General features: G+C 63.8%; 17 protein-coding genes and 1 tRNA gene. 9 read left to right on the top strand and 9 right to left on the bottom strand.

The features are described from left to right. Nucleotides 1–36 precede the first annotated feature (36 nt). The 4 genes from NCR40_RS04080 to NCR40_RS04065 are packed head-to-tail and all read right to left on the bottom strand — an operon-like array spanning nt 37 to nt 6670. A complete protein-coding gene (locus NCR40_RS04080; protein WP_250508788.1) occupies nt 37–2616 on the bottom strand; it encodes a fused MFS/spermidine synthase in 2580 nt (859 codons plus the stop codon). Nucleotides 2617–2634: 18 nt separating this feature from the next. After that, nucleotides 2635–4299 carry an arylsulfatase gene (locus NCR40_RS04075; protein ID WP_244827481.1) on the bottom strand — a complete coding sequence of 555 codons (1665 nt, stop codon included), beginning with the start codon at nt 4297–4299 and terminating at the stop codon, nt 2635–2637. A gap of 43 nt (nt 4300–4342) precedes the next feature. Further along, on the bottom strand, nt 4343–5416 hold the full coding sequence (locus tag NCR40_RS04070; protein WP_250508787.1) for an HAD family hydrolase: 1074 nt from the start codon (nt 5414–5416) through the stop codon (nt 4343–4345). A gap of 45 nt (nt 5417–5461) precedes the next feature. After that, a complete protein-coding gene (locus tag NCR40_RS04065; protein WP_370652093.1) occupies nt 5462–6670 on the bottom strand; it encodes a formylglycine-generating enzyme family protein in 1209 nt (402 codons plus the stop codon). Between the two features lie 240 nt (nt 6671–6910). Between NCR40_RS04065 and NCR40_RS04060 the strand changes: the two genes are divergently transcribed. Genes NCR40_RS04060 through NCR40_RS04035 form a run of 6 tightly spaced genes read left to right on the top strand, consistent with a single transcriptional unit; the run spans nt 6911 to nt 13288 of the window. Next, on the top strand, nt 6911–7870 hold the full coding sequence (locus NCR40_RS04060; RefSeq protein ID WP_250508786.1) for an AAA family ATPase: 960 nt from the start codon (nt 6911–6913) through the stop codon (nt 7868–7870). Between the two features lie 18 nt (nt 7871–7888). After that, on the top strand, nt 7889–8872 hold the full coding sequence (locus NCR40_RS04055; RefSeq protein ID WP_250508785.1) for a DUF58 domain-containing protein: 984 nt from the start codon (nt 7889–7891) through the stop codon (nt 8870–8872). Further along, the gene (locus NCR40_RS04050; protein ID WP_250508784.1) at nt 8869–9384 is read left to right on the top strand and encodes a DUF4381 domain-containing protein; all 516 of its coding nucleotides are present in this window, start codon (nt 8869–8871) and stop codon (nt 9382–9384) included. The genes NCR40_RS04055 and NCR40_RS04050 overlap by 4 nt, the downstream gene beginning before the upstream one ends. Next, a complete protein-coding gene (locus tag NCR40_RS04045; RefSeq protein WP_250508783.1) occupies nt 9371–10384 on the top strand; it encodes a vWA domain-containing protein in 1014 nt (337 codons plus the stop codon). Before NCR40_RS04050 ends, NCR40_RS04045 begins: the two co-directional genes overlap by 14 nt. Before the next feature lies 1 nt (nt 10385). Then, nucleotides 10386–11966 carry a vWA domain-containing protein gene (locus NCR40_RS04040; protein ID WP_250508782.1) on the top strand — a complete coding sequence of 527 codons (1581 nt, stop codon included), beginning with the start codon at nt 10386–10388 and terminating at the stop codon, nt 11964–11966. Continuing rightward, entirely contained in the window at nt 11966–13288 is a 1323-nt protein-coding gene (locus NCR40_RS04035) for a hypothetical protein (RefSeq protein WP_250508992.1), read from the top strand. Before NCR40_RS04040 ends, NCR40_RS04035 begins: the two co-directional genes overlap by 1 nt. Nucleotides 13289–13297: 9 nt before the next feature. Here NCR40_RS04035 and NCR40_RS04030 read toward each other — a convergent pair whose 3' ends face one another. Both NCR40_RS04030 and NCR40_RS04025 read right to left on the bottom strand, forming a co-directional pair. Beyond that, a complete protein-coding gene (locus NCR40_RS04030) occupies nt 13298–16462 on the bottom strand; it encodes a PAS domain S-box protein (RefSeq protein WP_250508781.1) in 3165 nt (1054 codons plus the stop codon). A gap of 577 nt (nt 16463–17039) precedes the next feature. Next, nucleotides 17040–17114 (bottom strand) — tRNA-Arg (locus tag NCR40_RS04025). A gap of 180 nt (nt 17115–17294) precedes the next feature. Here NCR40_RS04025 and NCR40_RS04020 point away from each other — a divergent pair. Continuing rightward, the gene (locus NCR40_RS04020; protein ID WP_250508780.1) at nt 17295–17615 is read left to right on the top strand and encodes a hypothetical protein; all 321 of its coding nucleotides are present in this window, start codon (nt 17295–17297) and stop codon (nt 17613–17615) included. On the opposite strand, the gene NCR40_RS04015 is transcribed toward NCR40_RS04020, so the two are convergent. Next, nucleotides 17599–17769, bottom strand: a complete 171-nt coding sequence (locus tag NCR40_RS04015; RefSeq protein WP_250464003.1) for a hypothetical protein — start codon at nt 17767–17769, stop codon at nt 17599–17601. The genes NCR40_RS04020 and NCR40_RS04015 overlap by 17 nt on opposite strands. Nucleotides 17770–17835: 66 nt before the next feature. Next, nucleotides 17836–19740, bottom strand: coding sequence for a bifunctional sugar phosphate isomerase/epimerase/4-hydroxyphenylpyruvate dioxygenase family protein (locus NCR40_RS04010; protein ID WP_250508991.1), 1905 nt, complete (start codon nt 19738–19740; stop codon nt 17836–17838). 239 nt (nt 19741–19979) lie between these two features. Between NCR40_RS04010 and NCR40_RS04005 the strand changes: the two genes are divergently transcribed. Further along, nucleotides 19980–20846, top strand: coding sequence for a shikimate dehydrogenase (locus NCR40_RS04005; protein ID WP_250508779.1), 867 nt, complete (start codon nt 19980–19982; stop codon nt 20844–20846). A gap of 75 nt (nt 20847–20921) precedes the next feature. On the opposite strand, the gene NCR40_RS04000 is transcribed toward NCR40_RS04005, so the two are convergent. Beyond that, nucleotides 20922–21599 (bottom strand): TetR/AcrR family transcriptional regulator, encoded by a 678-nt coding sequence (locus NCR40_RS04000; RefSeq protein ID WP_244827470.1) that lies wholly within the window; start codon nt 21597–21599, stop codon nt 20922–20924. Nucleotides 21600–21755: 156 nt separating this feature from the next. On the opposite strand from NCR40_RS04000, the gene NCR40_RS03995 reads away from it, so the two are divergent. Further along, complete coding sequence (locus NCR40_RS03995) at nt 21756–22151, top strand: hypothetical protein (protein ID WP_244827469.1); 396 nt, start codon at nt 21756–21758, stop codon at nt 22149–22151. Nucleotides 22152–22167 lie beyond the last annotated feature (16 nt).

Genomic DNA, 22167 nt, shown 5'->3' with positions numbered 1-22167 from the left:
AAAAAACAACGATTTCACGCAAGCAAGATGCGGCGCTCAGTCGTGCGCGCCGAGCACCCAGCGGTAATACGGGTTCGCCTGGTCGGCGCTCAGCACCGCGCGAATTTCCCCCGCCCATGCGTTGCGGTCGCCACGATACGCATCGAGTCCCGCCCGGTAAAACGCATGCAGTGTGTCGCGCTCGCTGTGCAGCGCGTCGGTGAATCCGGCGTCGCCGTTTGCGAGCGGCGGTTCGCTCTGCAACGCCAGCAAGCGCGTCAGCGTCGCCGGAAAATCCGTCGGCTCGACCCACGGCGCGTATTCGATGCGCGGATCGTCGTCGGTGACGGGGCGGGCATCGGCGGCATAGTAGGCAAGTGCGGGGCCGTCCGCGACATAAGTTGCAAGAAGCGCTTCCGCCGAGCCGATGCCCACCTCGTTCAACGCGCGCGCTACGTCGGGCTGTGCCAAGCGCTCGCGAATGCGCGGCACGTCGAGCGTCAACGGCTCCCTGGAGCCGATCAGCATCATCTCGTGGAACTCGGTCGTGAAGAGCGCGGCATGCGGAAACACCTGCATGAAGCTGCGGATGAGCGAGCGCGTTTCCTGCTCGTTTTGCGTCGCGATTGGCAACCATTGCGCGACGATACCGCGCTCGTTCAATCGCGCCGCCGCGAGCCGGTAGAACTGAGTCGAATACAGGTTCACCACGCCCGCCGCCGATGGCGGCGGCGGTTCGAGCGTCACGAGGTCGTAGCGTTCATCGCGCGACAGCAGTTCGCGCCTGCCATCTCCGGCTCGAAGTTCGATGCGCGGATCGGCGCTCACGTCGTAATTGCCCGCGAACGCCGGCGACGCGCGCACGACCGCCGGCAACAATTCGGCGACCACCCGTTTTTCGAGGCCCGGCCACGCGAGCAGCGCGCCCGCCGTGATACCCGTGCCGAGTCCGATGACGAGCGCGGAACGCGGCGCACCGGCATGCACGATGAGCGGCAGCAGCGCTTGCAGACGCATGTAGCGCAGCGACGTCATGGCGTCGCCCGAGTTCGAGACACCTTGAATGTAGAGACGGCGGAACCGTTGCGCCTCCGCGCCTTGTTCGAGCACGGCGACCGTCCCGCCCGAGCTTTCCTCGTAATAGGCAAGGCTGCCGTGATGCGCCTTGGCGAGCAGCACGCCAAGCCGGTCGGACGGCACGACGATCGCGACGGCAACCGAGATCGCCGCAATGCCCGCGCTTGCCCAGATGCCGGCCTTTTGTGCGGAGCGCGCGCTCAGTGCCGCCGACAAGCCGATCAGACTCGCCGCGACCGCAAGCAAGCCGAGCGAGCGGATCAGACCGAGCGACGGAATCAGCACGAAACCCGCAAACAGCGTCCCGCCGATGCCGCCCGCCGTATTCATCGCGACGACGCGCCCTACCCGGCTTGCGATGCCGCTTCCGTGCGCGGTGTCCCCATCGGCGGCCATGGCGAGCGCGAAAGGGAACGCCGCGCCGAGCAAGATCGTCGGCACGAGCACGATCACGCATGCGGCGACGGCAAAGCCCGCGCTCATCGACGCGAGCATGTTGCCCGTCACGCTCAGGCCGAAGTCGGCTGCGTGACGCTGGGCGAGCGAAAGCCAGTCGCCCACGCATGCGACGCCCGCGAACGCGGCCAGACCCGCCAACGCGATCAGCACGCCGAATGCGCTCCACGGGTCGCGTATCCGTTGGGCATGGCGCGCCGCGATCGCGCTGCCGAGCGCAAGACCGAGCAAATACGTGGCGAGCACGATAGAAAAAGCGAAGCTGCGCGTGCTGACGAATTGCCCGATGGCCTGCGACCAGATCACCTCGTAGCCGAGCGCGATGCCACCCGCGACGGCATAGAGCGCAATGGCGATGCGCGAGCCGGAGGAAGCGGCGCTGGCGCGCGCGGCGGGGTCATCGAGCGAACCGTTCTGCACGGCGGCGCGGCGCATGAGCAACATTGCACCGATCGCGGCGCAGGCATTGAGAAGCGCGGCCGCATAGGCGCTGCCCTGCACGCCTAGCAAAGGAATCAGCACGAACACCGGCAGCAACGCGCCAGCGATGGCGCCCGCGGTATTGGCCGCGTACAACCGCCCGCCCGCGCCACCGATGTCTTGCCGCGACGCGCCGGTTACACGCATGAGGACGGGCAAAGTGCCGCCCATCGCGATGGCAGGCGCGCCGACCAGCGCGAAAGGCAAGAACCACGCAAGCGGCCCGGCGCGCTCTTGCAGCGTCGCGAAGAGCGCGGCCGAGTGCGCCAGCGCGTGCGTCGCGCCCGGACCGAGGCCAAGCACGGCGAGTTCCAGTCCCGCGTACAGTAACCACGGCCGCATGCTCCGGTCGGCGAACTTGCCGAAGAGCCATCCGCCGAGTGCGAGTCCCGCAAAGAACGCACTGATCGCAACGGTCACGGCCTGCACTTCGATGCCGACCACGAGCGTGAGTTGCCGCACCCACAACACCTGGTAGATCAGCGCCGCGCCGCCCGATGCAAACAACAGCAACGCAGGCCACGCGAGACGCATGGTGCTCGCGTGATGCGCATCGGCGCTGGCCGGTGCGCGGCGGCTTGCCTTGGTCCGGGCGGATTTGATCGCGGCGCTCAGATCTGTCATCGTCTCTCGGCTCCCGGATCACTTGCCCGCGCTTTCGATGCTCTTCATCAAGTTGTCGGTCATCTGGTCGATACTGAAGCTGCTGGGCCGTTGAGCGGGCGGATATTGCTTGAACGTCGCGAGGAACGGCGCGACCTTCGAGACGGCGTATTGCGCGATATACACGTTCTTTGTGGTCCAGTCGTAATACTGGTCGGAGACGATATCGGCGCGCTCGTAAGGGTCCATGCGCAGATTGAAGATTTTCGGCACGCGCAGACACGTGAACGGGTTCGCCCACACTTCATAGCCGCCCGGCTGGCGCTGCTCGCAGAAGACCACCTTCCAGTCGTCCTGGCGCATCGCGACGAGCAGGCCATCGTCGTTGAAGTAAAAGAACTCGTGACGTGGCGCGTCCTTCGTCTGGCCAGTGAGATACGGCACGAAGTTATAGCCGTCCAGATGCACCTTGAAGTTCTTGCCGCCGATCGCCGCGCCCTTGAGCAAGCGGTCGGCAATGCCGTTGTCGCCCGCGGCGGCGACCAGCGTCGGGAACCAGTCGAGGCCCGAGATCATCTGCCGCGAAACCGTCCCCGGCTTGATCTTGCCGGGCCAGCGGATGATCGCGGGCACCCGGAACGCGCCTTCCCAGTTGGTGTTTTTCTCGCTGCGGAAAGGCGTGGTGGCGGCATCCGGCCATGAGAACTGGTTCGGCCCGTTGTCCGTCGTATAGACGACGATGGTGTTGTCCGCGATCTTCATGTCGTCGAGCGCCTTGAGCAGCTTGCCGACGTCGTTGTCATGCTCGATCATGCCGTCGGCGTATTCGTTGCCCGGCATGCCGCTTTGACCGAGCATGGATGGCCGCACGTGCGTGAACAAATGCATGCGCGTCGTGTTCATCCACACGAAGAAAGGCTTGTTGGCCTTGTTCTGGCGCTGCATGAAGTCGATCGCGGCGCTCGTCGTTTCGTCGTCGATCGTCTCCATGCGTTTGGTGTTGAGCGGACCCGTGTCCTGCACGCGGCCATCCGCGAACGAATGGATCACGCCGCGCGGCGCGTTCGCCTTGACCCACGCCGTGTCGTTCTTCGGATAATAAGGACGCTCCGGTTCTTCCTCGGCGTTCAGGTGATACAGGTTGCCGAAGAACTCGTCGAAGCCGTGCTTGGTGGGCAAGTACTGATCGCGGTCGCCGAGATGGTTCTTGCCGAACTGGCCGGTCGCATAGCCGAGCGGCTTGAGCGCCTCGGCAATGGTGATGTTCTGCGCCTGCAGGCCGACGTCCGCGCCGGGAATGCCCACTTTCGACAGCCCCGTGCGCAAGGTGACTTCGCCCGTGATGAAGGTCGAACGGCCCGCCGTGCAGCTGTTCTCCGCGTAGTAGTCGGTGAAGAGCATGCCCTCGTTGGCTATGCGATCGATGTTCGGCGTTTCGTAGCCAACCACGCCTTTGCTATATGCGCTGATATTGGTCTGCCCGATATCGTCGCCGAAGATCACGAGAATGTTGGGCTTCTTCCCATTCTGATTATTGTTCTGCGCGGCGGCGGGCGCGGGAGCCGGCGCGGGTTTCGCGGGCTTCGCCGCGTTCGGCGTCTGCGCGGTCGAGACGATCGGCGGGACGATCAGCACGCAGATCGCCGCGAGCGCGGCGAGCGCGCCGGTGATATAGCGGAAGCGTCGGAGTTGCGGCTTGGTCATTGTGATTCTCCTTGAGCGCCCTACGTCTTTCGCGCGTCGCCCGTCATGGCGCGCTTGCCGGATAAACCGCCTTCCAGTCGTTCTTCATGCTCACGACGATCCACCCGCGCGCGAGCGCCTCGTCCCATGCGCGGTCGAGCTTGCCGATCTTCGACTGGCGGTCGTAGGCGAATTCGCGCGCCGCGTCGTCGTGATGCACGATCAGTTCGAGATGCGGCCCGTCCTGCGCGGCCGTGTATTGCAGCATCTGCAAGTCGCCGTCCGAGTTGCCGAATGCGAGCACGGGCTTCCTGCCGATGTTCCGGTAGATGCCGACGGGCTTGCCGGGACCGTCGTCGACGAAATCGAGCTTCGGTTCGCGCACGAGCGCGGGCTTGCCGTCGCGCACGACGTACTTCACGAGCTGGCTCGACCCGATCACCTGCTCGGGCGGAATGCCGTAGACCTGTTCGGCGAACACGCGCATGAATTCGATCGTTCCTCCGGACACGATGAAAGTCTTGAAGCCATTCGCCCGCAAATAGTCGAGCAGTTCGAGTTGCGGCTGATAGACGAGCGCGGTGTACGGACGCCCGAGCGTCGGATGCTTCGATCTTGCGAGCCACGCGCGAATGGCGCTGTCGTATTCATCGACCGTCATGCCGCTGTTCGCCACCGCGAGCAGTTTCAGCAATGCTTTTTGCTGGCCCGCGAGCGCGGCCTTGTCGCCCGATGCCAACGCCTTGAACGCCGGGTCGCCGCGCCATTCCGGATGGTTCGGCGCGGCCGCCTTCACTTCATCGAGCATGAAGGCAAACTGAAAATAGATAGGCTGTTCGCTCCACAACGTACCGTCGTTGTCGAACACGGCGATACGTCGCGCGGGCGGCAAATAGGTTGGCGATCCTTCGCGCGTGACGGTTTGCACGAAGTCGATGAGCGCTTGCCGAGCGCGGCCGCCGCGCCACGACGGCAGAACGCCTTGCGCCGTCTGCGCGGTGCTGGCGCTCACGCCGGCGCTGGCCTGCGCGGACGCGTCGTTGCCGGAGCGCGCGCAGCCCGCCAGGAGCACCGCGAACGCGGCAGTCAGCAGCGCGGCCCGCACGCCAGCAAGAATGTGTCGAAGTCCCCGCCGCACTCGACTCTCCTTTCGCGAAAGCAATGTGTTGCCGCGCCGATGCGTTCAGCGAGCGGCGGTCCGGGTCGGATTCGCCGGCGATGCGCCATGCGCCGCTTGCCAGACGTCCTTATCCACCACGAGTCTGAAACCGAGGTGCGACATGCTGTTGTAGGGGTCGGTGCCGCGCCGCGCGCTTGGCCGATAGCTCAGGCAGTAGTCTTCGTTGCACAGAAACGAACCGCCGCGCGTAACGCGTTTGGGCGCTTCCACGGGTACGCCGGGATCGGCCGGGTCCCATGAACTGGCCGGGCCCGCGGGCTCGTTGACCACCCCGCCTATCGATGCCTCGCGCCTGAACTGATCGGCCCGGTACCAGTCGGCTACCCATTGCCACGCGTTGCCGGTCATGTCGGAGAGTCCGTAGCCGTTGGCCGGAAAACTCCCCACGCGGCTCGTCCCGGCCGCGCCGCCCGCTTTCGCGTTGACGACGGGGAACGGCTGCTTTTCCTGGCCTTGCCAGACGTTGGCCATTTGCTTGCCGTCGGGTGCGAACTGGTTGCCCCAGGAATAGGTCGCCTGATCGAGCCCGCCGCGCGCGGCAAATTCCCATTCGGCTTCGGTGGGCAGGCGCTTGCCCGCCCATTTGGCATAGGCCTCGGCGTCTTCGTAGGAGACCTGCACGACGGGATGATCGTCCTTGCCATCGATATTGCTCGACGGCCCCGAGGGATGCCGCCAGTCCGCGCCCGGCACGAAGCGCCACCAGCGCGAATAGTCTTGCAGAGACACCTGTTCCCGTGTGCCGACGAACACCATTGCGCCCGGCGTGAGCGCACTGTCCGGCGGACGCGCCGTGCCGGGTGGCAACTGCACCCGGAGCGTCTCCCAGTCGGGTTTCTTTTCAGCGGTGGTGATGTAGTGCGTGGCCGCCACGAACGCGCCGAATTCGGCGTTCGTCACGTGATGCTCGTCCATCCAGAAACCGTGAACGCGCACCGTATGCGCCGGACGTTCGTTGGCTTGCGCGAGCTTGCTGTCGCTGCCCATCTGGAATTCGCCGCCGGGTATCCACGCCATGCCTTTCGGGCCGCTCACGCCGTCGCCGAGGACGGCATGGACCATCGGCCTGGCGGGCTCGCGCAGCGCGCGGCTCACCGCGAATCCGACGAGCGCCGGACATAGCAGCACGAGCACGGCCCAGAGCGCCATGCGCCTTGCGTTGAATTCCGAGCTTCGCCCGGCCGCGTTGTGATTCACCGGTATGTTCGCCATTGCCGTCACCCCGACCGTGTCGCATGGGAGCCAACACAATGGAGCCACCAATATACGAACGAATAAATGTTAGCAATCTTTTTTTCGAGCGATGCCGCAAACGGTAGGCATCCTTGCGAAAGGGCCGACACGGCTTTGACGAAACCGCCTTGCTTTAGTAACTTGTGCAGCACGTGTTCAGACAGCTTCGGGATCATCGCATCAGCAACGCGTGCGCGTTGCACTCTTAGCGAGCGAGCCATGCAAGACCTCATCCGGCGATTCGAGACGAGCATCGGGCAAGCGGTGATCGGCCAGGAGGCCGTCGTGCGCCAGATTCTCATTGCGCTTTTCGCGGATGGGCACGTGCTGCTCGAGAGCCTTCCGGGTCTCGCAAAGACACGTACCGTCAAGGCCATCGCGGCGCGTCTGGCCGCCACGATGAAGCGCATCCAGTTCACGCCCGATCTGCTGCCCTCGGATATCACGGGCGGCGAGACGCTTCTGCAATCGGGCAACGAACGCACGCTCTCGTTCCAGCCGGGTCCCATCTTCGGCAATCTGATTCTCGCGGACGAAATCAACCGCGCGCCCGCCAAGGTTCAATCCGCGCTGCTCGAAGCCATGGAAGAGCGGCAAATTTCAATCTCCGGCAAGACGTACCCGCTGCCGGAGCTCTTCCTCGTGATGGCGACGCAGAATCCCATCGAACAGGAAGGCACTTATCCCCTGCCGGAAGCGCAGATGGACCGTTTTCTCATGAAGGTGCTGATCGGTTATGCGTCGCCCCGGAGCGAGGCGGACATGCTGCGCTTGCTGCGTCGCGAAAGCGAGGGCGCGCCGGCCGCCATGGAAACGCTGACGCAGGAAGCTGTGTTCGCCGCGCGCGAGGCCGTCCGGCGCGTCGCGGTGGCGCCGGCCATCGACGAATACATCGTATCGATTGTCAACGCGACGCGTCATGGCGGCGCGCTCGACGCCGACCTCGGCAAATGGATCGAAGTCGGAGCGAGCCCGCGCGGCGCGATCGGACTGGATCGGGCGAGCCGCGTGCATGCATGGCTCGACGAGCGCGATTTCGTCACGCCAGACGACGTGCGCGCGGTCATCCATCCGGTGCTGCGGCATCGTTTGCTGCTGTCCTACGATGCGACCGCCGACAAGGTCGGCGCCGACCACGTGATAGACCGGCTAGTGGAGAAAGTGGCCGTGCCAGCTTGAGCCTGGAGGAAACCCGCGATGCCGCACGACGCAGCAGACGTTCATGGCCCGCCCGCTTCGGCCATCGGCAGCGTTTATGTCGATGCCGCGCATCTCGCCGGGCTCGAAGGCCGTGCGCGGGGTTTGAGCTTCGTCGCGCCCGCGCCCGTAACGAGCATCTTGTCGGGACGGCAAGCGTCGCGCATGCGCGGACGCGGCCTGAATTTCGAGGAACTGCGCGGCTATTTGCCCGGCGACGACATACGCCATCTCGACTGGCGCGTGAGCCTGCGCACGGGCAAGCCGCATGTGCGGGTCTATACCGAGGAGCGCGATCGGCCGCTTCTGGTCATCGTCGATCAGCGCATGAACATGTTCTTCGGATCGAGCCGTGCGCTCAAGTCCGTGGTCGCGGCCGAAGCGGCGGCGCTCGCCGTGTGGATGGCGTTTGCCGCTGGGGATCGCGTGGGCGGCGTCGTGTTCGGCGACGAAGAAGTGGTCCGCGTGCGTCCGTTGCGAAGTCGCGCGCGCATCGACTTGCTGTTCGGCGCCATCGCGCGGATGAACGCGTCGTTGCATGCCGAGAGTCTCGCGCGAACGAATTACGCGCAACTCAATGCGGCGCTCGAAGGCGTGTTGCAGATCGCATCGCACGACTTTCTGGTGTGCATCATGAGCGACTTTGCAGGCGCCGATGAACGCACGCGCCGGCTGCTCCGGCAGATTGCCGCGCATAACGACGTGATCGCGGCGCTCGTCTTCGATCCGCTCTGGCAAGGCATGCCCGAGCATCGCGCGCTGGTGGTGAGCGAAGGACGCTTGCAAGTGGAGCTGCGCATGGAAAAGGAACGCGTGCGTGCGCCGCTCGCCAGCCTCTTCAAGGGCCGCGCGGCAGCGATTGCGGAGCTATTGCGCACGAGCGGCGTGCCGTTGATGGCGTTATCGACCGCCGAACCGGTCGTCGATCAGGTGCGGCGCTTATTCGGCGAGCGCGTGCGTCGCGCGGCGCAAGGCGGCCTATGACCACGCCGCTCATGCCCGCCGACACGCCCGCCGCGTTGCAGGCGCTGCGCGAGTTACCGTTGCCCGAGCCCGTGTCGTATATGCCGCGGACCATCGGCTGGCTAATCGTGCTTATCTTGCTCGCGGCGTTGGCGGCGCTCGCCGGATGGTTCGCCTGGCGTCGGCATGAAAGGAGCCGCTACCGGCGCGAGGCGCTTGCCGAACTGGCGCGCATCGAAGCGAAGCTTGCCGACGAAGCAAGCCGTGCGGCCGCGCTTGCCGAGATCGCGCCGCTCATCAAACGTACCGCGCTTGCCGCCGCGCCGCGCGGGCAAGTGGCCTCGCTCACCGGCGCAACCTGGCTTGCATTTCTGCGCGCCACGCACGGTCACTTCGACGATGCGAGCGGCGCGCTGCTTTTCACCGCGACATATGCGCCGCAAGCGCGACTCGCCGCCATCACGCGACAGGACGCCGACCGTCTCGTTCACGCGGCGCGCGACTGGATCGAGCATCATCATGTGGAAGTTTGAGTACGTGTGGATGTTCGCGCTGCTGCCCTTGCCCCTCTTCGTGTGGTGGCTGGCGCCCGCGTATCGCACGACATCGACAGCCGTGCGCATGCCGTTCTTTCAAGAAATGGCCAATGCTGCCGGCGAGAAACCCGCGCCTGGCGGCGTGCGTCTGCGCCGCAACTGGCTGCAGCGCTTGCTCATGCCCGTGCTCTGGATTTTGCTGCTGGTTGCGGCGGCGCGGCCGGTGTTCCTCGAACCGCCCGTCACGCACGAGTTGCCCGCGCGTGACTTGCTGCTTGCGATCGACCTGTCGCAATCGATGAGCGAGCGCGATTTCATCGATGGCGCGACCGGCGAACGGCTCGATCGCCTAAGCGCGGTCAAGCGCGTAGTCGCCGATTTCATTGCGAAGCGCAAGGGCGACCGCATCGGCCTGATCGTGTTCGGCGACGGTGCTTATCCGCAAGCGCCGCTCACGCTCGATCACGACAGCGTGCTGATGCTGCTCGACGCCATGCGCATTGGCATGGCGGGACCGCGCACGGCTATCGGCGACGCGATCGGGCTGGCGGTCAGACTCATGGAAAACACGCCCGCGCAGGAAAAGGTGCTGATTCTGCTCACCGATGGCAACGACACCGCAAGCGCCATCGCGCCCACGCAGGCCGCGCAGATTGCGAAGCATCACGGCATCGTGGTGCACACCATCGGTATCGGCGATCCGCAGACCGAAGGCGAGGACAAGGTCGATCTCGACGCGCTGACGCGCATTGCCCGGACGACTGGCGGGACGTCGTTCCATGCGATGGGCCGCGCGGAAGACATCGCGTCCGTGTACGCGCAGATCGACAAGATGACACCGGAAAAGATCACGCGCGAGGTGTACAGGCCGCGCCGGGAGTTCTACTGGCTGGCGCTCGCGCTCGCGGTGTCGCTCTTCACGCTGTATCACGGCATTGCCTGTCTCGTTGCGCTCTTGCGCGCGCCGCGTCGCGTGCCCGGGGAGATCGGAGCTTGATATGGCTATCGATCTGACGGCTTTTCACTTCCTGCGCCCGTTATGGCTCTTGCTGTTCATCCCAGCCGTGCTATTACCGTTTGCGTGGTTGCGTCGTAACGATGTGCGTTCACGCTGGCGCAACATCATCGCGCCGCATTTGCTGGAGCATCTGATCGTCGGCGAGCGTGCGAAGCGTGGTTTGCAGCCGATCCATTCGTTGGCCGCGCTGATCGCCTTATCCGCCATTGCCGTGGCGGGGCCGACGTGGCAACAGGAACGTCCGCCCTTCGATCGGGACAAGGCGCCGCTCATGATCGTCCTCGAACTCGCGCGTTCGATGGATGCAACCGATGTCGCGCCAAGCCGTATCGAACGCGCAAGGCAAAAGGTGCTCGATCTCGCGGCAGCGCGCAAAGGCGCGCGCACCGGGCTGCTGGTGTTCGCGGCGAGCGCGCATCTCGTCGTGCCGCCCACGGAAGATCCCGCCTTGCTCGGGCTTTATGTGCCTGCGCTCGCGCCCGAATTGATGCCGCATGACGGCAAGAACGCCGCTGCCGGCCTGGCGCTTGCGGAGCGTGTCTTGCAGAAGGCCGACGACGCAGCGGGCACGATCGTCTTCATGAGCGACGGTTTCGATGAAAGTCATACGGATGATTTCGTTCGGATGGCGAAGGAATCGCGCCACCAGTTGCTTTGGCTCGCGGTCGGCACGGAACGCGGCGGCGCGATCCGGGGAGCGAACGGCGAAATCGCGACTGACGAAGCGGGCCGCCCTGTCACCGGCACGTTCGATGCAGCCGCCATCCGCAAAATCACGCAAGCGGCTTCGATTCCGCTTGCAAGCATGCGCGCGGACGATGACGACGTGCAATGGGTGCAGCACCGTGCGCAGGTGTATCTCGAAGCGGCGCAGGATTCGAAGATCGTGCCGCGCTGGAAGGAATCGGGCTACTGGCTGCTCGCGCCGATTCTCGTCATCGCCTTGTATTGCTTCAGGCGCGGCTGGACGGTGAAGTGGCTGCCGATCATACTAGTTGCGCTTTCAATGGCTTACTTTCCCAGGCAGGCGCAAGCCGCGTCGTTCGAGTGGCTCGATCTCTTCGCAACGCATGATCAGCAGGGTCGCTACAGCTTCGAACATGGCGACTACAAGCGTGCCGCCGCGCGTTTCGACGATCCCATGTGGAAAGGCCGCGCACAGTATCTTGCCGGCGACTTTGCCGGCGCACTCGATACGTTCACCCGACTCGACACGCCGGACGCGTTGTTCTATGTCGGCAACACGCTCGCGCGGATAAAAGATTACGCGGGCGCGATGAAGGCTTACGACGCCGCGATTGCGCATCGCGCGGGGTTCGCGGAGGCGCGTGCAAATCGGAAGCTGGTACAGATGCTCATCGAGGACGACGAGCAGAGTGACGAATCGACCACGCAGAAGCCCGATCAGGTCGAGACGGACAAGAAGAAGATCAAAGGCGGCCAGCGCGTGCTGGTCGAGCAACAGCGTCCATCGGAGGAAACGTGGATGCGTAATCTGAATACATCGCCCGCGGCGTTTTTGCATCAGCGCTTCGAACAGGAAGCAGGAGCGAGCCCGTGATGCGATTGCTCCTCGCGATAGGGTTCGTCATTCTCTCGAACGTGTTTTCGATCGCTCACGCGGACGATGCGCCCCGAACCATGTTGCGCGCGCATCTCGAACCGGCTGGTAAGGTGGTGGCGGGCAGCGCGGCGCAACTCGTCGTCGATGCGCTCACGACCACATGGTTCACGGCCGCGCCGGACTGGCCGCTGTTCGACGTGCACGATGCGTTCGTCACGTTGCCTGACGAGAGTGCGCAGAATCTTTCGGAGACCATGGACGGTGTGCGCTGGTTCGGGGTCCGGCGCGTCTATCGAATCGTGCCGCGCGCGGCGGGCACTTTCGATGTGCCGCCGTTCGCCATCACGCTGCATCCCGGCGGCGCCGACGGACCGGTCACGCTTACGACGCCCCGGCTGGAGTTGGTCGCAAGCGTGCCGGCGGGGGCCGAAGACATGGCGTCGTTTTTCCCCACGCCAAAGCTTACCGTGACGCAAAGAATCGAACCTTCGGACGGCAAGCTGGAAGTCGGCGGCACCTTGACGCGTGCCGTCACGGAGCGCGCGGAAGGCACCGAGTCGATGCTGATTCCACCGCTCGCTTTTGCGGACATCGCCGGATTGCGCCGTTATTCGAAGCCGCCGCTAACCCGCAATATCACGCAGGACCGTTCGGGATTCGTCGCGGGCGAGCGCACGGATACGGTCGCGTATCTCGTCGAGCGTCCGGGAACGTACACGCTGCCGGCAATCGATATCGAATGGTGGAACACGACCACTCGCGCGCGCGAAAAGATTCATCTTCCGGCGCTCAGCTTTCGCGCGCATGCAGCGAGCGAACGGCCGCTTTGGGACATTCCGGGCGGCCTGGCGCGGCACACGGTGATCTACCTCGATGAGAGAGATGTCATGTATGCGTGTGTCGCTCTGGCGGCTATGGCGCTCGCGATCTGGTTTTATCCGCGCATGCGTGTACTGATCGAGCGCGGCTGGCGCCGGTGGGCGGCGTGGCGCAAAGCACGCGCGGAAGGCGAGTTCGCCGCGTGGCGGGCGCTTCGAAAGGCCGCGAGCGCGGGCAGCATGTCGCGCATCGTTCCGGCGCTCTACCGATGGATGGACGTCAATCCGCGTTATCCGCGTCCGGCGCGGCTTCGCAATATCGGCGAGTTCGAACCGAGCGACTTGAAGCGACTGGCGGATTCGGCCATCGTCCATTATCGGGGCACGGGTCGCGCCGATGAAGCGCCACCCACACGTCTGCGCCGTCACACGAACTTTTGGCGAAGTTGGAGAACGAAGCGCCCGGCGCTGGCTCCGCTCAACGACAACGAAGATCGGTAGAACCGACTCTCACGCGACGTTCTCTTTGTTCGCGATCATCCCGTCGTCTTCGGCCTGCGCATCCTCCGCGCTCTTACTCGTCTCGCGAAGCGCGGCCGTGAGCTCGGCCGGTTTGATCGTATCGAGCACCACGAAGCTGTGTAGCGCCGCCTTGGCGTCGATCTCGAAGCAACGTTTGCCGGAAATTTTCGCCTTGGCGTCGCGAGCTTCGATCTCGGCAATCTCGGTTGCGAGCGGATGAGCCTGTCTCTTGAGAATGGCGCCGAGGCGCGCGTCGACCATCACCCGGTCCATGCTCCAGTAGGCGCGATTCGAAAGCGCGTTTTCGCCGGCGAGGACGCTATCGGCGACGACTTCGAGACCCATCGCCCTGAGCTTTGCGACATCGGAGCGAAGGCTTTCCGTGTTGACGCGCGCCGTGCCGCGTTCGAGCCGCAGTTCGAGGCGGCTCGCGTCCACGCCGCTCTCTCGCAGCGCCAGCGTCAGCGTCTGCGCAAAGTCGCTGGTCAGGAGCTGCTTCGGATAGACCGGCACGCAAACGGTAATCTCGGGCAAGTCCGTGGCGAGCTTGCAGGCCTCGCGCAAGATCCAGTCGCCGAGAGGAACGACGAGACCGCTTTGTTCGGCGACGCGCAGGTAGGTTTCGGTGCCGAGGCGGCCGAGCGTCGGGTGGTTCCACCACGGCTGAATCTCGACGGCGATTGCGTCGTTTGCGGAAACACGCACGCTGCAGGCAAGATCGAACTCACGCGCCTTGATCGCGATCAGCATGTCGTGCGCCAGATGCCGCTCGGTCTCGGCGGAGGTTTCCGCATCCTCGGCGTAGAAGGTGAAGGTGCCACGCTGCTTGCCCTTGGAACGATAGAGCGCGACGTCGGCGAAGCGGAAAAGCTCGTCTTCCTCCAGCGTGTCTTGCGGCGTCAGCGCGATACCGATCGAAAGACCGACCTCCAGCCACCGCTCGCCATGAGCGATCGGCTGCGACACGGACTCGATGAGGCGCTCCGCGAGTTCGACGATCTGCGGCCGCGTGAGATTCGTGGCCGCGACGACGAACTCGTCTCCTCCGATCCGCGCCACGAGCTGCCCTTCCGTCAACTCGCCCGTCAGACGGGCGGCAACGGTGCGCAGGACGAGATCGCCGACTTCATGGCCGAACGTGTCGTTGATCGGCTTGAAGTGATCGAGATCGAGATAGAAGAGCGCGAGCTCGCTGTCGGTCGCCGAAAGCACCTGACGCATGAACTTGCGCAGGCCGAGCCGGTTCGGAAGGCCCGTCGCCGGATCGTGCTGGACTTCTTTCTGGGCGCGCGAGAGATCGGCGGCGAGCGAGACGTCGGCGGTGATGTCGGCGGCGATCTTGACGATCTTGAAGGGCTTGCCGTTCAGGTCGTAGATCGGATTGTAGGACGCCTGAATCCACACTTCCGCCCCGTTCGCGGCGATGCGTTTGAACTTCGAGGACAGGAACTTGCCCGCGCGCAGATCGCTCCAGAAGCGTGCGTAATCGGCATGCGCGACGGTCTCCTTGTCGACGAACATGCGATGGTGCCGGCCGACGACTTCCGGGAGCGCGTAGCCCATCAGGGTAAGGAAGTTGTCGTTCGCCTCGAGCACATTGCCGTCCATGTCGAACGAGACGACGCTTTGCGACTTGTTGATCGCGGCGATCTGTCCTTCGTAATCACCTTGCCGCAGCTTTTGCCCGGTGACGTCGACGGCGTTCTTGACGACCTTGAAGGTGCGCCCGTTCATGTCGAGGATCGGATTATAGGAAGCCTGCAACCAGATCTCGCGGCCATCGCGGCCGAGCCGCTTGAACTCGCCTGCCTGATACTCACCCGCGGCGAGCGTCTGCCAGAACTTCCCATAAGCTTCGCTTTCTCGCTCCTCGGCCGAGACGAACATCGAATGATGGCGACCGATGACCTGGGACAGCCGATAGCCCGTCAGGTCCAGGAAGTTGTCGTTGGCGTCGAGGATCGTGCCGTCGACATTGAAGGCGACGACACTCTGCGACTTGTGGATCGCGGCGATCTGACCTTGGTGGTCCGCCTGGCGAAGCTTTTCACGCGTGACCACCGTCGCGTATTTGACGATCTTGAAGGGCCGCCCGTCCTGGTCGAGCACCGGGCTGTAGATTGCCTGCAGCCAGATTTCGCGCTTGTCGCGGCCGATCCGCCGGAACTCGCCGCTGCGATGACGGCCGGCGGCCAGATCGCTCCAGAAGATCTCGTAGTCGAGACTGTGCGCGTATGCGGGATCGACGAACATGCGGTGATGACGGCCTTCGAGCTCCTCCATCGTGTAGCCGACCGCTTCCAGGAAGTTGCGGTTGGCGTCGAGAATGGTGCCGTCGGGCGAAAAGGTCACCATGCACTGCGACTTGTCGATGGCGGCGATCTGGCCTTCGAAATCGGCGTTCTGCTTCTTCTCCGACGTGACGTCGACCGCATATTTGACGATCTTGAACGGACGTCCTTCGAGGTCGAGGATCGGATTGTAGGTTGCCCGAAGCCAGACGGCCTTTTCGTCCTTGCGGAATCGCCGATATTCGCCGGAAGCGTGCAAACCCTGCCGCAACCGTTCCCAGAAGGCGGCATAGGACGGGTCCCTGGCCTCGTCGGCGGCGACGAACATTCGATGATGCTTGCCGACGAGTTCGTCGAGCCGGTAGCCGGTGGCGTCCAGAAACTTCTCGTTGGCATGAAGGATGGTGCCGTCCATCGCGAAATGGATGACGGCCTGCGAAGTGTTGATGGCGGCGATCTGGCCGGCGACGTCGGCGGCCGACATCATGCGGTCAGTGACGTCGCGCACCAGCATGACGGTCTCGCCGACCGCGCCGTCTTCGGCTGCGACCGGTATGCAGGAGACCTCGGTCCAGAAGGACGTGCCATCGCGCTTCAATTGCTGCATCTCGCCGAAGAAGGCTTTGGCGGTTGCGAAGACCGTATCGATCTCGTCCGGCGCGGTGGCGCCTGTCGCGAGCGGCCTGAAGATGCTGCGATTGCGTCCGACGAGCTCCCAGCCCTTGTAGTCGAAGAGCTCCAGGAAGCGCTCGTTGACACGAAGGATGCTGCCGTCGGGCGCGAAGGCGATCCGCCCTAGGCTTCTCTCCAGCGCTTCCTGATCGGCCGGAGTAAAGGAGAATTTGACCGGATTGTTATGCATTGTCACCCGCCAGTAGAAGTTGCGGCGATATGCGCTGATGGCAGGTTGGAACGAAGTTGTCTCATGGATCGAATTCGACGATCACTTAACCTTTTCCCTTAGCGCGAACTTTCTGGATTAACGGCACTGGAAGGAAAAAATTAAACAGGCGGTGAAGATCGATTTGATTGAGGCGCGCGTAGTCGACGGGCGCATCTCATGGCGGAAGACGCTCAGGGGCAATGTCGGATATGCGTGCTGGCCACAGCGTCGGCTTGAACTCGATCCCAGGCGCTTGCAACGATTTCGGCGCGGTTGCGAGCGCGCTTTGGGGTTCGTCGTAGTTGCGGCAGCGTCTCGGCAGACTTGATCGACTCAAGCCGTAGTGGACACCTCAAATGGGTGCGTCAACCAATGACTGACGTCTCACACACGAGGACTGGGGAATCCATGAGGTGGCCTCGCTTTGCGACAGGATGCAAGATCCCGAGCCGAGGCGTATCCATTAGACGGGCGCTTGCCGCTCATGAGCGCGCCCTGCCGATTGGCGTTTTCGAGAGGGCGATGGGGTTTTCTTAGGTGATGTCGGCACCTAGGATGGTCCCCCCGGCAGGAATCGAACCTGCATCTAGCGCTTAGGAGGCACTCGTTCTATCCATTGAACTACGGGGAGCGCGCCAGCATCGAGGCGCACGGCTCGCCGTTGCGAGACGGCCAAGCGAGCGCAGAGTATAGCAAACGCCACTCGCGCTAATCGGGACGTCGCGCGGAAAATTCATCACGCTGACGCCAACGGCGTACGTTCAGGGTTTATCCCTATCAAGTTGGATCATAAACGGCCGCCATCGCAATAATGGACCCTATCCCCGATACCAAGCTACAAGGCGCGTTCTCGGCATTGCTGGCAGACCAGGACCTGACTCATCTCGAGCGGGTGTTGCGGCAGTCATTGTCGCGCGACGCGGGCGGGTACGCGCTGCCACCAGCGTATTGGCGCGAGCGTCTCGCGGCCATCACGCGGCAGGCGCATCTGTCTCACACGCAGTTGCAGACGGTGCATCGGTTGTATTTGTATGTCGACCGGTTCGAAGCCGCCGCGGAGGCACGCGAAGCCAAGCGCCTGGCCGATGCTGCCGATATCGAACCCGGCGCGCCGCTCAGTGCCGATGCCTGAGCCACCACTCCCGCAGCGGATGATGCGCCGCTTGCTCGAGCTCACGTCGCGCCATGCGCTCGCGCCGCGCATCGCGCCAATCGTCGGCCAGCAAGACGATGCTAATGGCGGCAAGCGCCGCAAGGCCCACTAGAAACATCGGTAAGTCGAACATGGCGCCCTCCTTTCAGTTGCCGCCATGTCTTCATGATAGGACGCGCAGTCACGCGCGGCCAGCCAATCATCCGCCCGCCGAAGCCCCCTGCCGCGCCCGCTGCTGTTGCGCATGCGCCGCGAGCCGCACGGCCGCATTCGCCGCGCCGTAACCATCGTAACCTCCGCGCCGTTCGATCACTTCCAGGAAGAAGCGCTGATCGAGCTGCTCGGTGTACGCATGAAAAAACTCGCCGCCACGCTCGTCGCGATCGTAAAGAATGTTGTGTTCGTGCATGGCGTCGATCAGTTCGTTGGCCAGGCCGTAGCGCGCAACCAGATCGTCGTAGTAGTTGCGCGGAATGCGCAGGAATTTGACGCCATCGGCTTCGAGTCGAGGGATGGCATCGAAGATATCGGACGTGCTGAACGCCACGTGATTCAAACCCGAACCGCGATAAGTCGTCAGCGACTCCACCACCGCGGTATGCCGGTCCATCGACGCATTCAGCGCAATGCGCACCGACCCGTCGCGGCTGCGTACCGCGCGGCTGCGCACGAGACCGTACGGGTCCGGCACGGTCACGCTCGCTTCGACCTCGAAGCCGAACGCGCTGCGGAAAAACAGCACCCAGGTGTCGAGCGCGTCGGCGGGCAGCGACAGACACACGTGATCGATACGTTCGAGCGGACCCACTTCGTAAGGCCCGTCGATGTCCGTCAAAATGAAATCGGATTCCCACAGCGTGGGACCGCCCGGTTCCTCATCGACGAAATAATCGAGGCTGCCGTCAGGCGACTGCACGCCCGGCACCACGCGCTCGTTCGGTCCGACCTGCCCCGAAAACGGCTTCGACCCATAAGCGGCCGCGCGTTCGAACGCGAGCTTCGCGTCATCGACATGAAATGCGGACGCGCACAGCGACAAGCCGTGCTGCTCGAAGAACGCGCTCGCGAAGGAATCGGCTTCCGCGTTGAGCACGATCGACCCCGCGCCATGCCGGTACAGCGAGACATCCTTCGAGCGATGCTTGCCCGCCAGCCGAAAGCCCAACCTGCCGAGCCAGCCGGCGACATGTTCGCGCGTGGCGGCATCGACGGCGAATTCGAGGAACTGGAAGCCGATATGCGCGGGCGGCGCGGGCGGATCGAAGAGATCGGCTGGCGCCTGGTCGCCCATCAATGCGCGCGTCTGCTCTTCCAGAAAGCGCAGCGAGCGATGCCCGTCCGCGGCGGTGATGGCCGTGGGCGCGGCGCGAAAACCATCGTTGAAGATTTCGAGCGAGAGCGGGCCGGTATAACCCGCTTCGAACACGCGCGCCGTGAAGCCCGCGACATCGAACGCGCCTTGCCCCGGAAAGCAGCGATAGTGACGGCTCCATTCGAGCACGTCCATGGCGAGCACGGGCGCATCGGCAATTTGCACGAAGGTGATGCGGTCGCCCGGAATCCGCGCGATCTCCTCCACCGAATCGCGGATGGAAAGCGTATGGAAGCTGTCGAGCACGATACCGAGACTCGCGTGATTCACGGCATCGACGAGTTTCCACGCGTGCTTGTACGAGTTGACGTGACGCCCCCACGCAAGCGCTTCGTATCCGACGATCACGCCCGCTTCTTCCGCGAGGCGCGCGAGCTTGCCGAGTTGATCGACGATCAGCGCGTCGTCGCCGATGGTGTCCGGCGACACATTGCTGCACGCCAGCATGCGATCCGCGCCGAGCTCGTGCATTAGCTCGAACTTGCGCTTCGCGCGCTCGGCGTTCTTCGCGAGACGCTCGGCGCTCACGCCCTCGAAGTCGCGAAACGGCTGGAACAGATAGATGGCGAGGCCAAGATCCGCGCACATGCGGCGCACGTCGGCGGGCGTGCCGTCGAAGTACAGCAGATCGTTCTCAAAAATCTCGACGCCATCGAACCCTGCCGCGCGGATTGCCTTCAGCTTCTCGGGCAAGGTGCCGCTGATGGATACCGTCGCAATGGATGTCCGGATTGAACGCAGCATCGCTGCCTCCTCGTTGCATTCAGATGATGCGGGTGGATCGGTGCAGTCCCGTCAGTGTAGGACGTTCGCGGCGCTTGCGGGAAACGGAGCGGCGCGCACGCAATCCACGTCATTGTGCGCAAGCATAACAAACTAACTAGACCGTACAAATACGTGAAAACACCGAAGGACACGGCACCGAGCGCCCGTCACACTGCGCTTACATTATTTGCACTGGAGTATTGCGCATGACCAGCAAAGCGTCTCCCCGTTCCTATCTCGTCGGGCTGATCGGCTCGGGTATCGGCGGCTCGCTCACGCCCGCGATGCACGAGGAAGAAGGCGGCAAGCTCGGGCTCAACTATGTGTATCGACGGATCGACTTGCAGGCGCTCGCGCTCGAACCGTCCGCGCTGCCCGATCTGCTCGATGCCGCCGAACGCTTGGGCTTCGACGGGCTCAATATCACGTATCCGTGCAAGCAGAGCGTGATCCCCTTGCTCGACGACCTCGACCCCGACGCCCGCGCGCTCGGCGCGGTCAATACGGTTGTCTTCAGGGATGGCAAGCGGATCGGCTACAACACCGATTGGTCGGGTTTCGCGCGGGCGTTCGAACGCGGTCTGCCGGGTGTGCCGATGGATCGCGTGGTGCAACTCGGCGCGGGCGGCGCGGGCGCGGCGGTGGCCCATGCCGCGCTGACCATGGGTGCGCGATCGCTCACGCTATTCGATTCGGACGACACTCGCGCGGCCGCGCTCGCAAGCGAACTCGCCGCGCGTTTTCCCGATCGCGAAGTCAAGAGCGGCGGCGATCTACGCGACGTGTTGCAGAAGGCGAACGGCCTGATTCATGCGACGCCCACCGGGATGGCGAAACTGCCCGGCCTGCCCTTGCCCGCTGAGTTTCTGCACAAGGACTTGTGGGTGGCGGAGATCGTCTATTTCCCGCTCGAAACGGAGTTGCTGAAAGCAGCCCGCGCGCTCGGCTGCCGCACGGTGAGCGGCGGCGGCATGGCGGTGTGTCAGGCCGTGGATGCGTTGCGCATCTTTACCGGCCTCGAACCGGATGCCGAGCGCATGTTCGCGCATTTCCAGACCTTGCTGGAACGCTGAGCCCTTCGGCGCCCTCGAAACCAAAACGGCGGCACTCGCAGAAGTGCCGCCGTTTTGTCTTGGCTCGCCTTGGCTTCAGTCTTCGCGGCGCACGAAGCGCAGTACCGCTTCGATGATCATCTCGCGATGCCGCGCCCGTGAACGCGGCCCGGATGGATCGCGCCCGAACGCCGCGCCCCACGTATGCCGATTCGCCACGCGATGAAAACAGAACGAACTGATCATCAGATGCAGATCGATCGGGTCGATGTCCTCGCGAAAACGCCCCGCCGCGACACCGCGCGCAATCAGGTCTTCGATGGTCTTGATGACGGTCGAGTTACGCGCCTTGAAGGTCTTCGACTGCTCGATATACTTCGCGCCATGCACGTTCTCGATAGTCACGAGACGCACGAAATCGCGATGCTTGTCGTGATAGTCGAACGTGAAGCCGATGAACTCGCGCATGGCCTCTTCAGGGTCCAGCTCTTCCAGCCTGAGCTCTTGTTCGAGCGCGCGGATGTCGCCATACACCTGCTCCAGCACGGCTTCATAGAGACCGTCCTTGCTGCCGAAGTAGTAATACAGCATGCGCTTCGTGGTGTTGGTGCGCTCCGCGATTGCGTCGACACGCGCGCCGGTCAGACCCATTGCCGAGAATTCCTGCGTCGCGATGTCAAGGATGTTCCGCTTGGTCTCCTCAGGATCGTACTTGCGCCGCCCTTCCGAGGACGACGAGGGCGCAGCACTGGCGGCCTTGCTTCCTTTCTTCATTTTTCTGTCTGAGAACGGCATCGAAAATCGATTCTAGCATGGGGTTTCCAAGCGTCTTATGCGCTTCATCCCTATGCGCAGCATTTGTTTTCAAAGGCTTAACCTATAATTTTTCGGTCCCCGATGCGTGGTCCGCATCAATCAAACGAGAATCGAATGAAGCACCTTCAGGTACTTGCCGCATCCTTGCTGGGTCTTGGCGCCCTGCACGCGGCGGCGCAGACGCAACTGCCTCCCGGTCATCCCGCCACGCCGCAACTGCTGGCCGCCGAAGGCGTGATGACGAGCGCGAACATCGCGCGCGGCGCAGCCGACGTGTGTCATATCGACGCTGCCAAGGTGGCCCGTTTCAAGGACATGGCACGCAAGAACTTCCCCGATGCGCCCGACTTCGACGCCGAGTGGAAGCTCGGACTCGCGCAGGCGCAACCGACGGTGGATCGCATCAACAAGCTGCAGACGAGCAATCCGGCGCAATACCAAAAGCAGATCGACGAAGCCTGCCCGGCGCTGAACAAGGGTATCGATGAAGCGACGGCACAGGCTCAATAAGCCGTCGTCCGAAGCG

It is taken from the genome of Caballeronia sp. GACF4 (assembly GCF_023631025.1).
Taxonomy (GTDB): domain Bacteria; phylum Pseudomonadota; class Gammaproteobacteria; order Burkholderiales; family Burkholderiaceae; genus Caballeronia.
Note: the sequence above shows the minus strand (reverse complement) of the source record. Positions and strands in the feature narration are given on the sequence as shown.

Coding starts and splice junctions, on each gene's coding strand:
- NCR40_RS04000 (WP_244827470.1), bottom strand. CDS start 21,599: ATGAAGAAAGGAAGCAAGGCCGCCAGTGCTGCGCCCTCGTCGTCCTCG.
- NCR40_RS04075 (WP_244827481.1), bottom strand. CDS start 4,299: ATGACCAAGCCGCAACTCCGACGCTTCCGCTATATCACCGGCGCGCTC.
- NCR40_RS04060 (WP_250508786.1), top strand. CDS start 6,911: ATGCAAGACCTCATCCGGCGATTCGAGACGAGCATCGGGCAAGCGGTG.
- NCR40_RS04065 (WP_370652093.1), bottom strand. CDS start 6,670: ATGGCGAACATACCGGTGAATCACAACGCGGCCGGGCGAAGCTCGGAA.
- NCR40_RS04045 (WP_250508783.1), top strand. CDS start 9,371: ATGTGGAAGTTTGAGTACGTGTGGATGTTCGCGCTGCTGCCCTTGCCC.
- NCR40_RS04015 (WP_250464003.1), bottom strand. CDS start 17,769: ATGTTCGACTTACCGATGTTTCTAGTGGGCCTTGCGGCGCTTGCCGCC.
- NCR40_RS04020 (WP_250508780.1), top strand. CDS start 17,295: ATGGACCCTATCCCCGATACCAAGCTACAAGGCGCGTTCTCGGCATTG.
- NCR40_RS04050 (WP_250508784.1), top strand. CDS start 8,869: ATGACCACGCCGCTCATGCCCGCCGACACGCCCGCCGCGTTGCAGGCG.
- NCR40_RS04035 (WP_250508992.1), top strand. CDS start 11,966: ATGCGATTGCTCCTCGCGATAGGGTTCGTCATTCTCTCGAACGTGTTT.
- NCR40_RS03995 (WP_244827469.1), top strand. CDS start 21,756: ATGAAGCACCTTCAGGTACTTGCCGCATCCTTGCTGGGTCTTGGCGCC.
- NCR40_RS04030 (WP_250508781.1), bottom strand. CDS start 16,462: ATGCATAACAATCCGGTCAAATTCTCCTTTACTCCGGCCGATCAGGAA.
- NCR40_RS04005 (WP_250508779.1), top strand. CDS start 19,980: ATGACCAGCAAAGCGTCTCCCCGTTCCTATCTCGTCGGGCTGATCGGC.
- NCR40_RS04040 (WP_250508782.1), top strand. CDS start 10,386: ATGGCTATCGATCTGACGGCTTTTCACTTCCTGCGCCCGTTATGGCTC.
- NCR40_RS04055 (WP_250508785.1), top strand. CDS start 7,889: ATGCCGCACGACGCAGCAGACGTTCATGGCCCGCCCGCTTCGGCCATC.
- NCR40_RS04080 (WP_250508788.1), bottom strand. CDS start 2,616: ATGACAGATCTGAGCGCCGCGATCAAATCCGCCCGGACCAAGGCAAGC.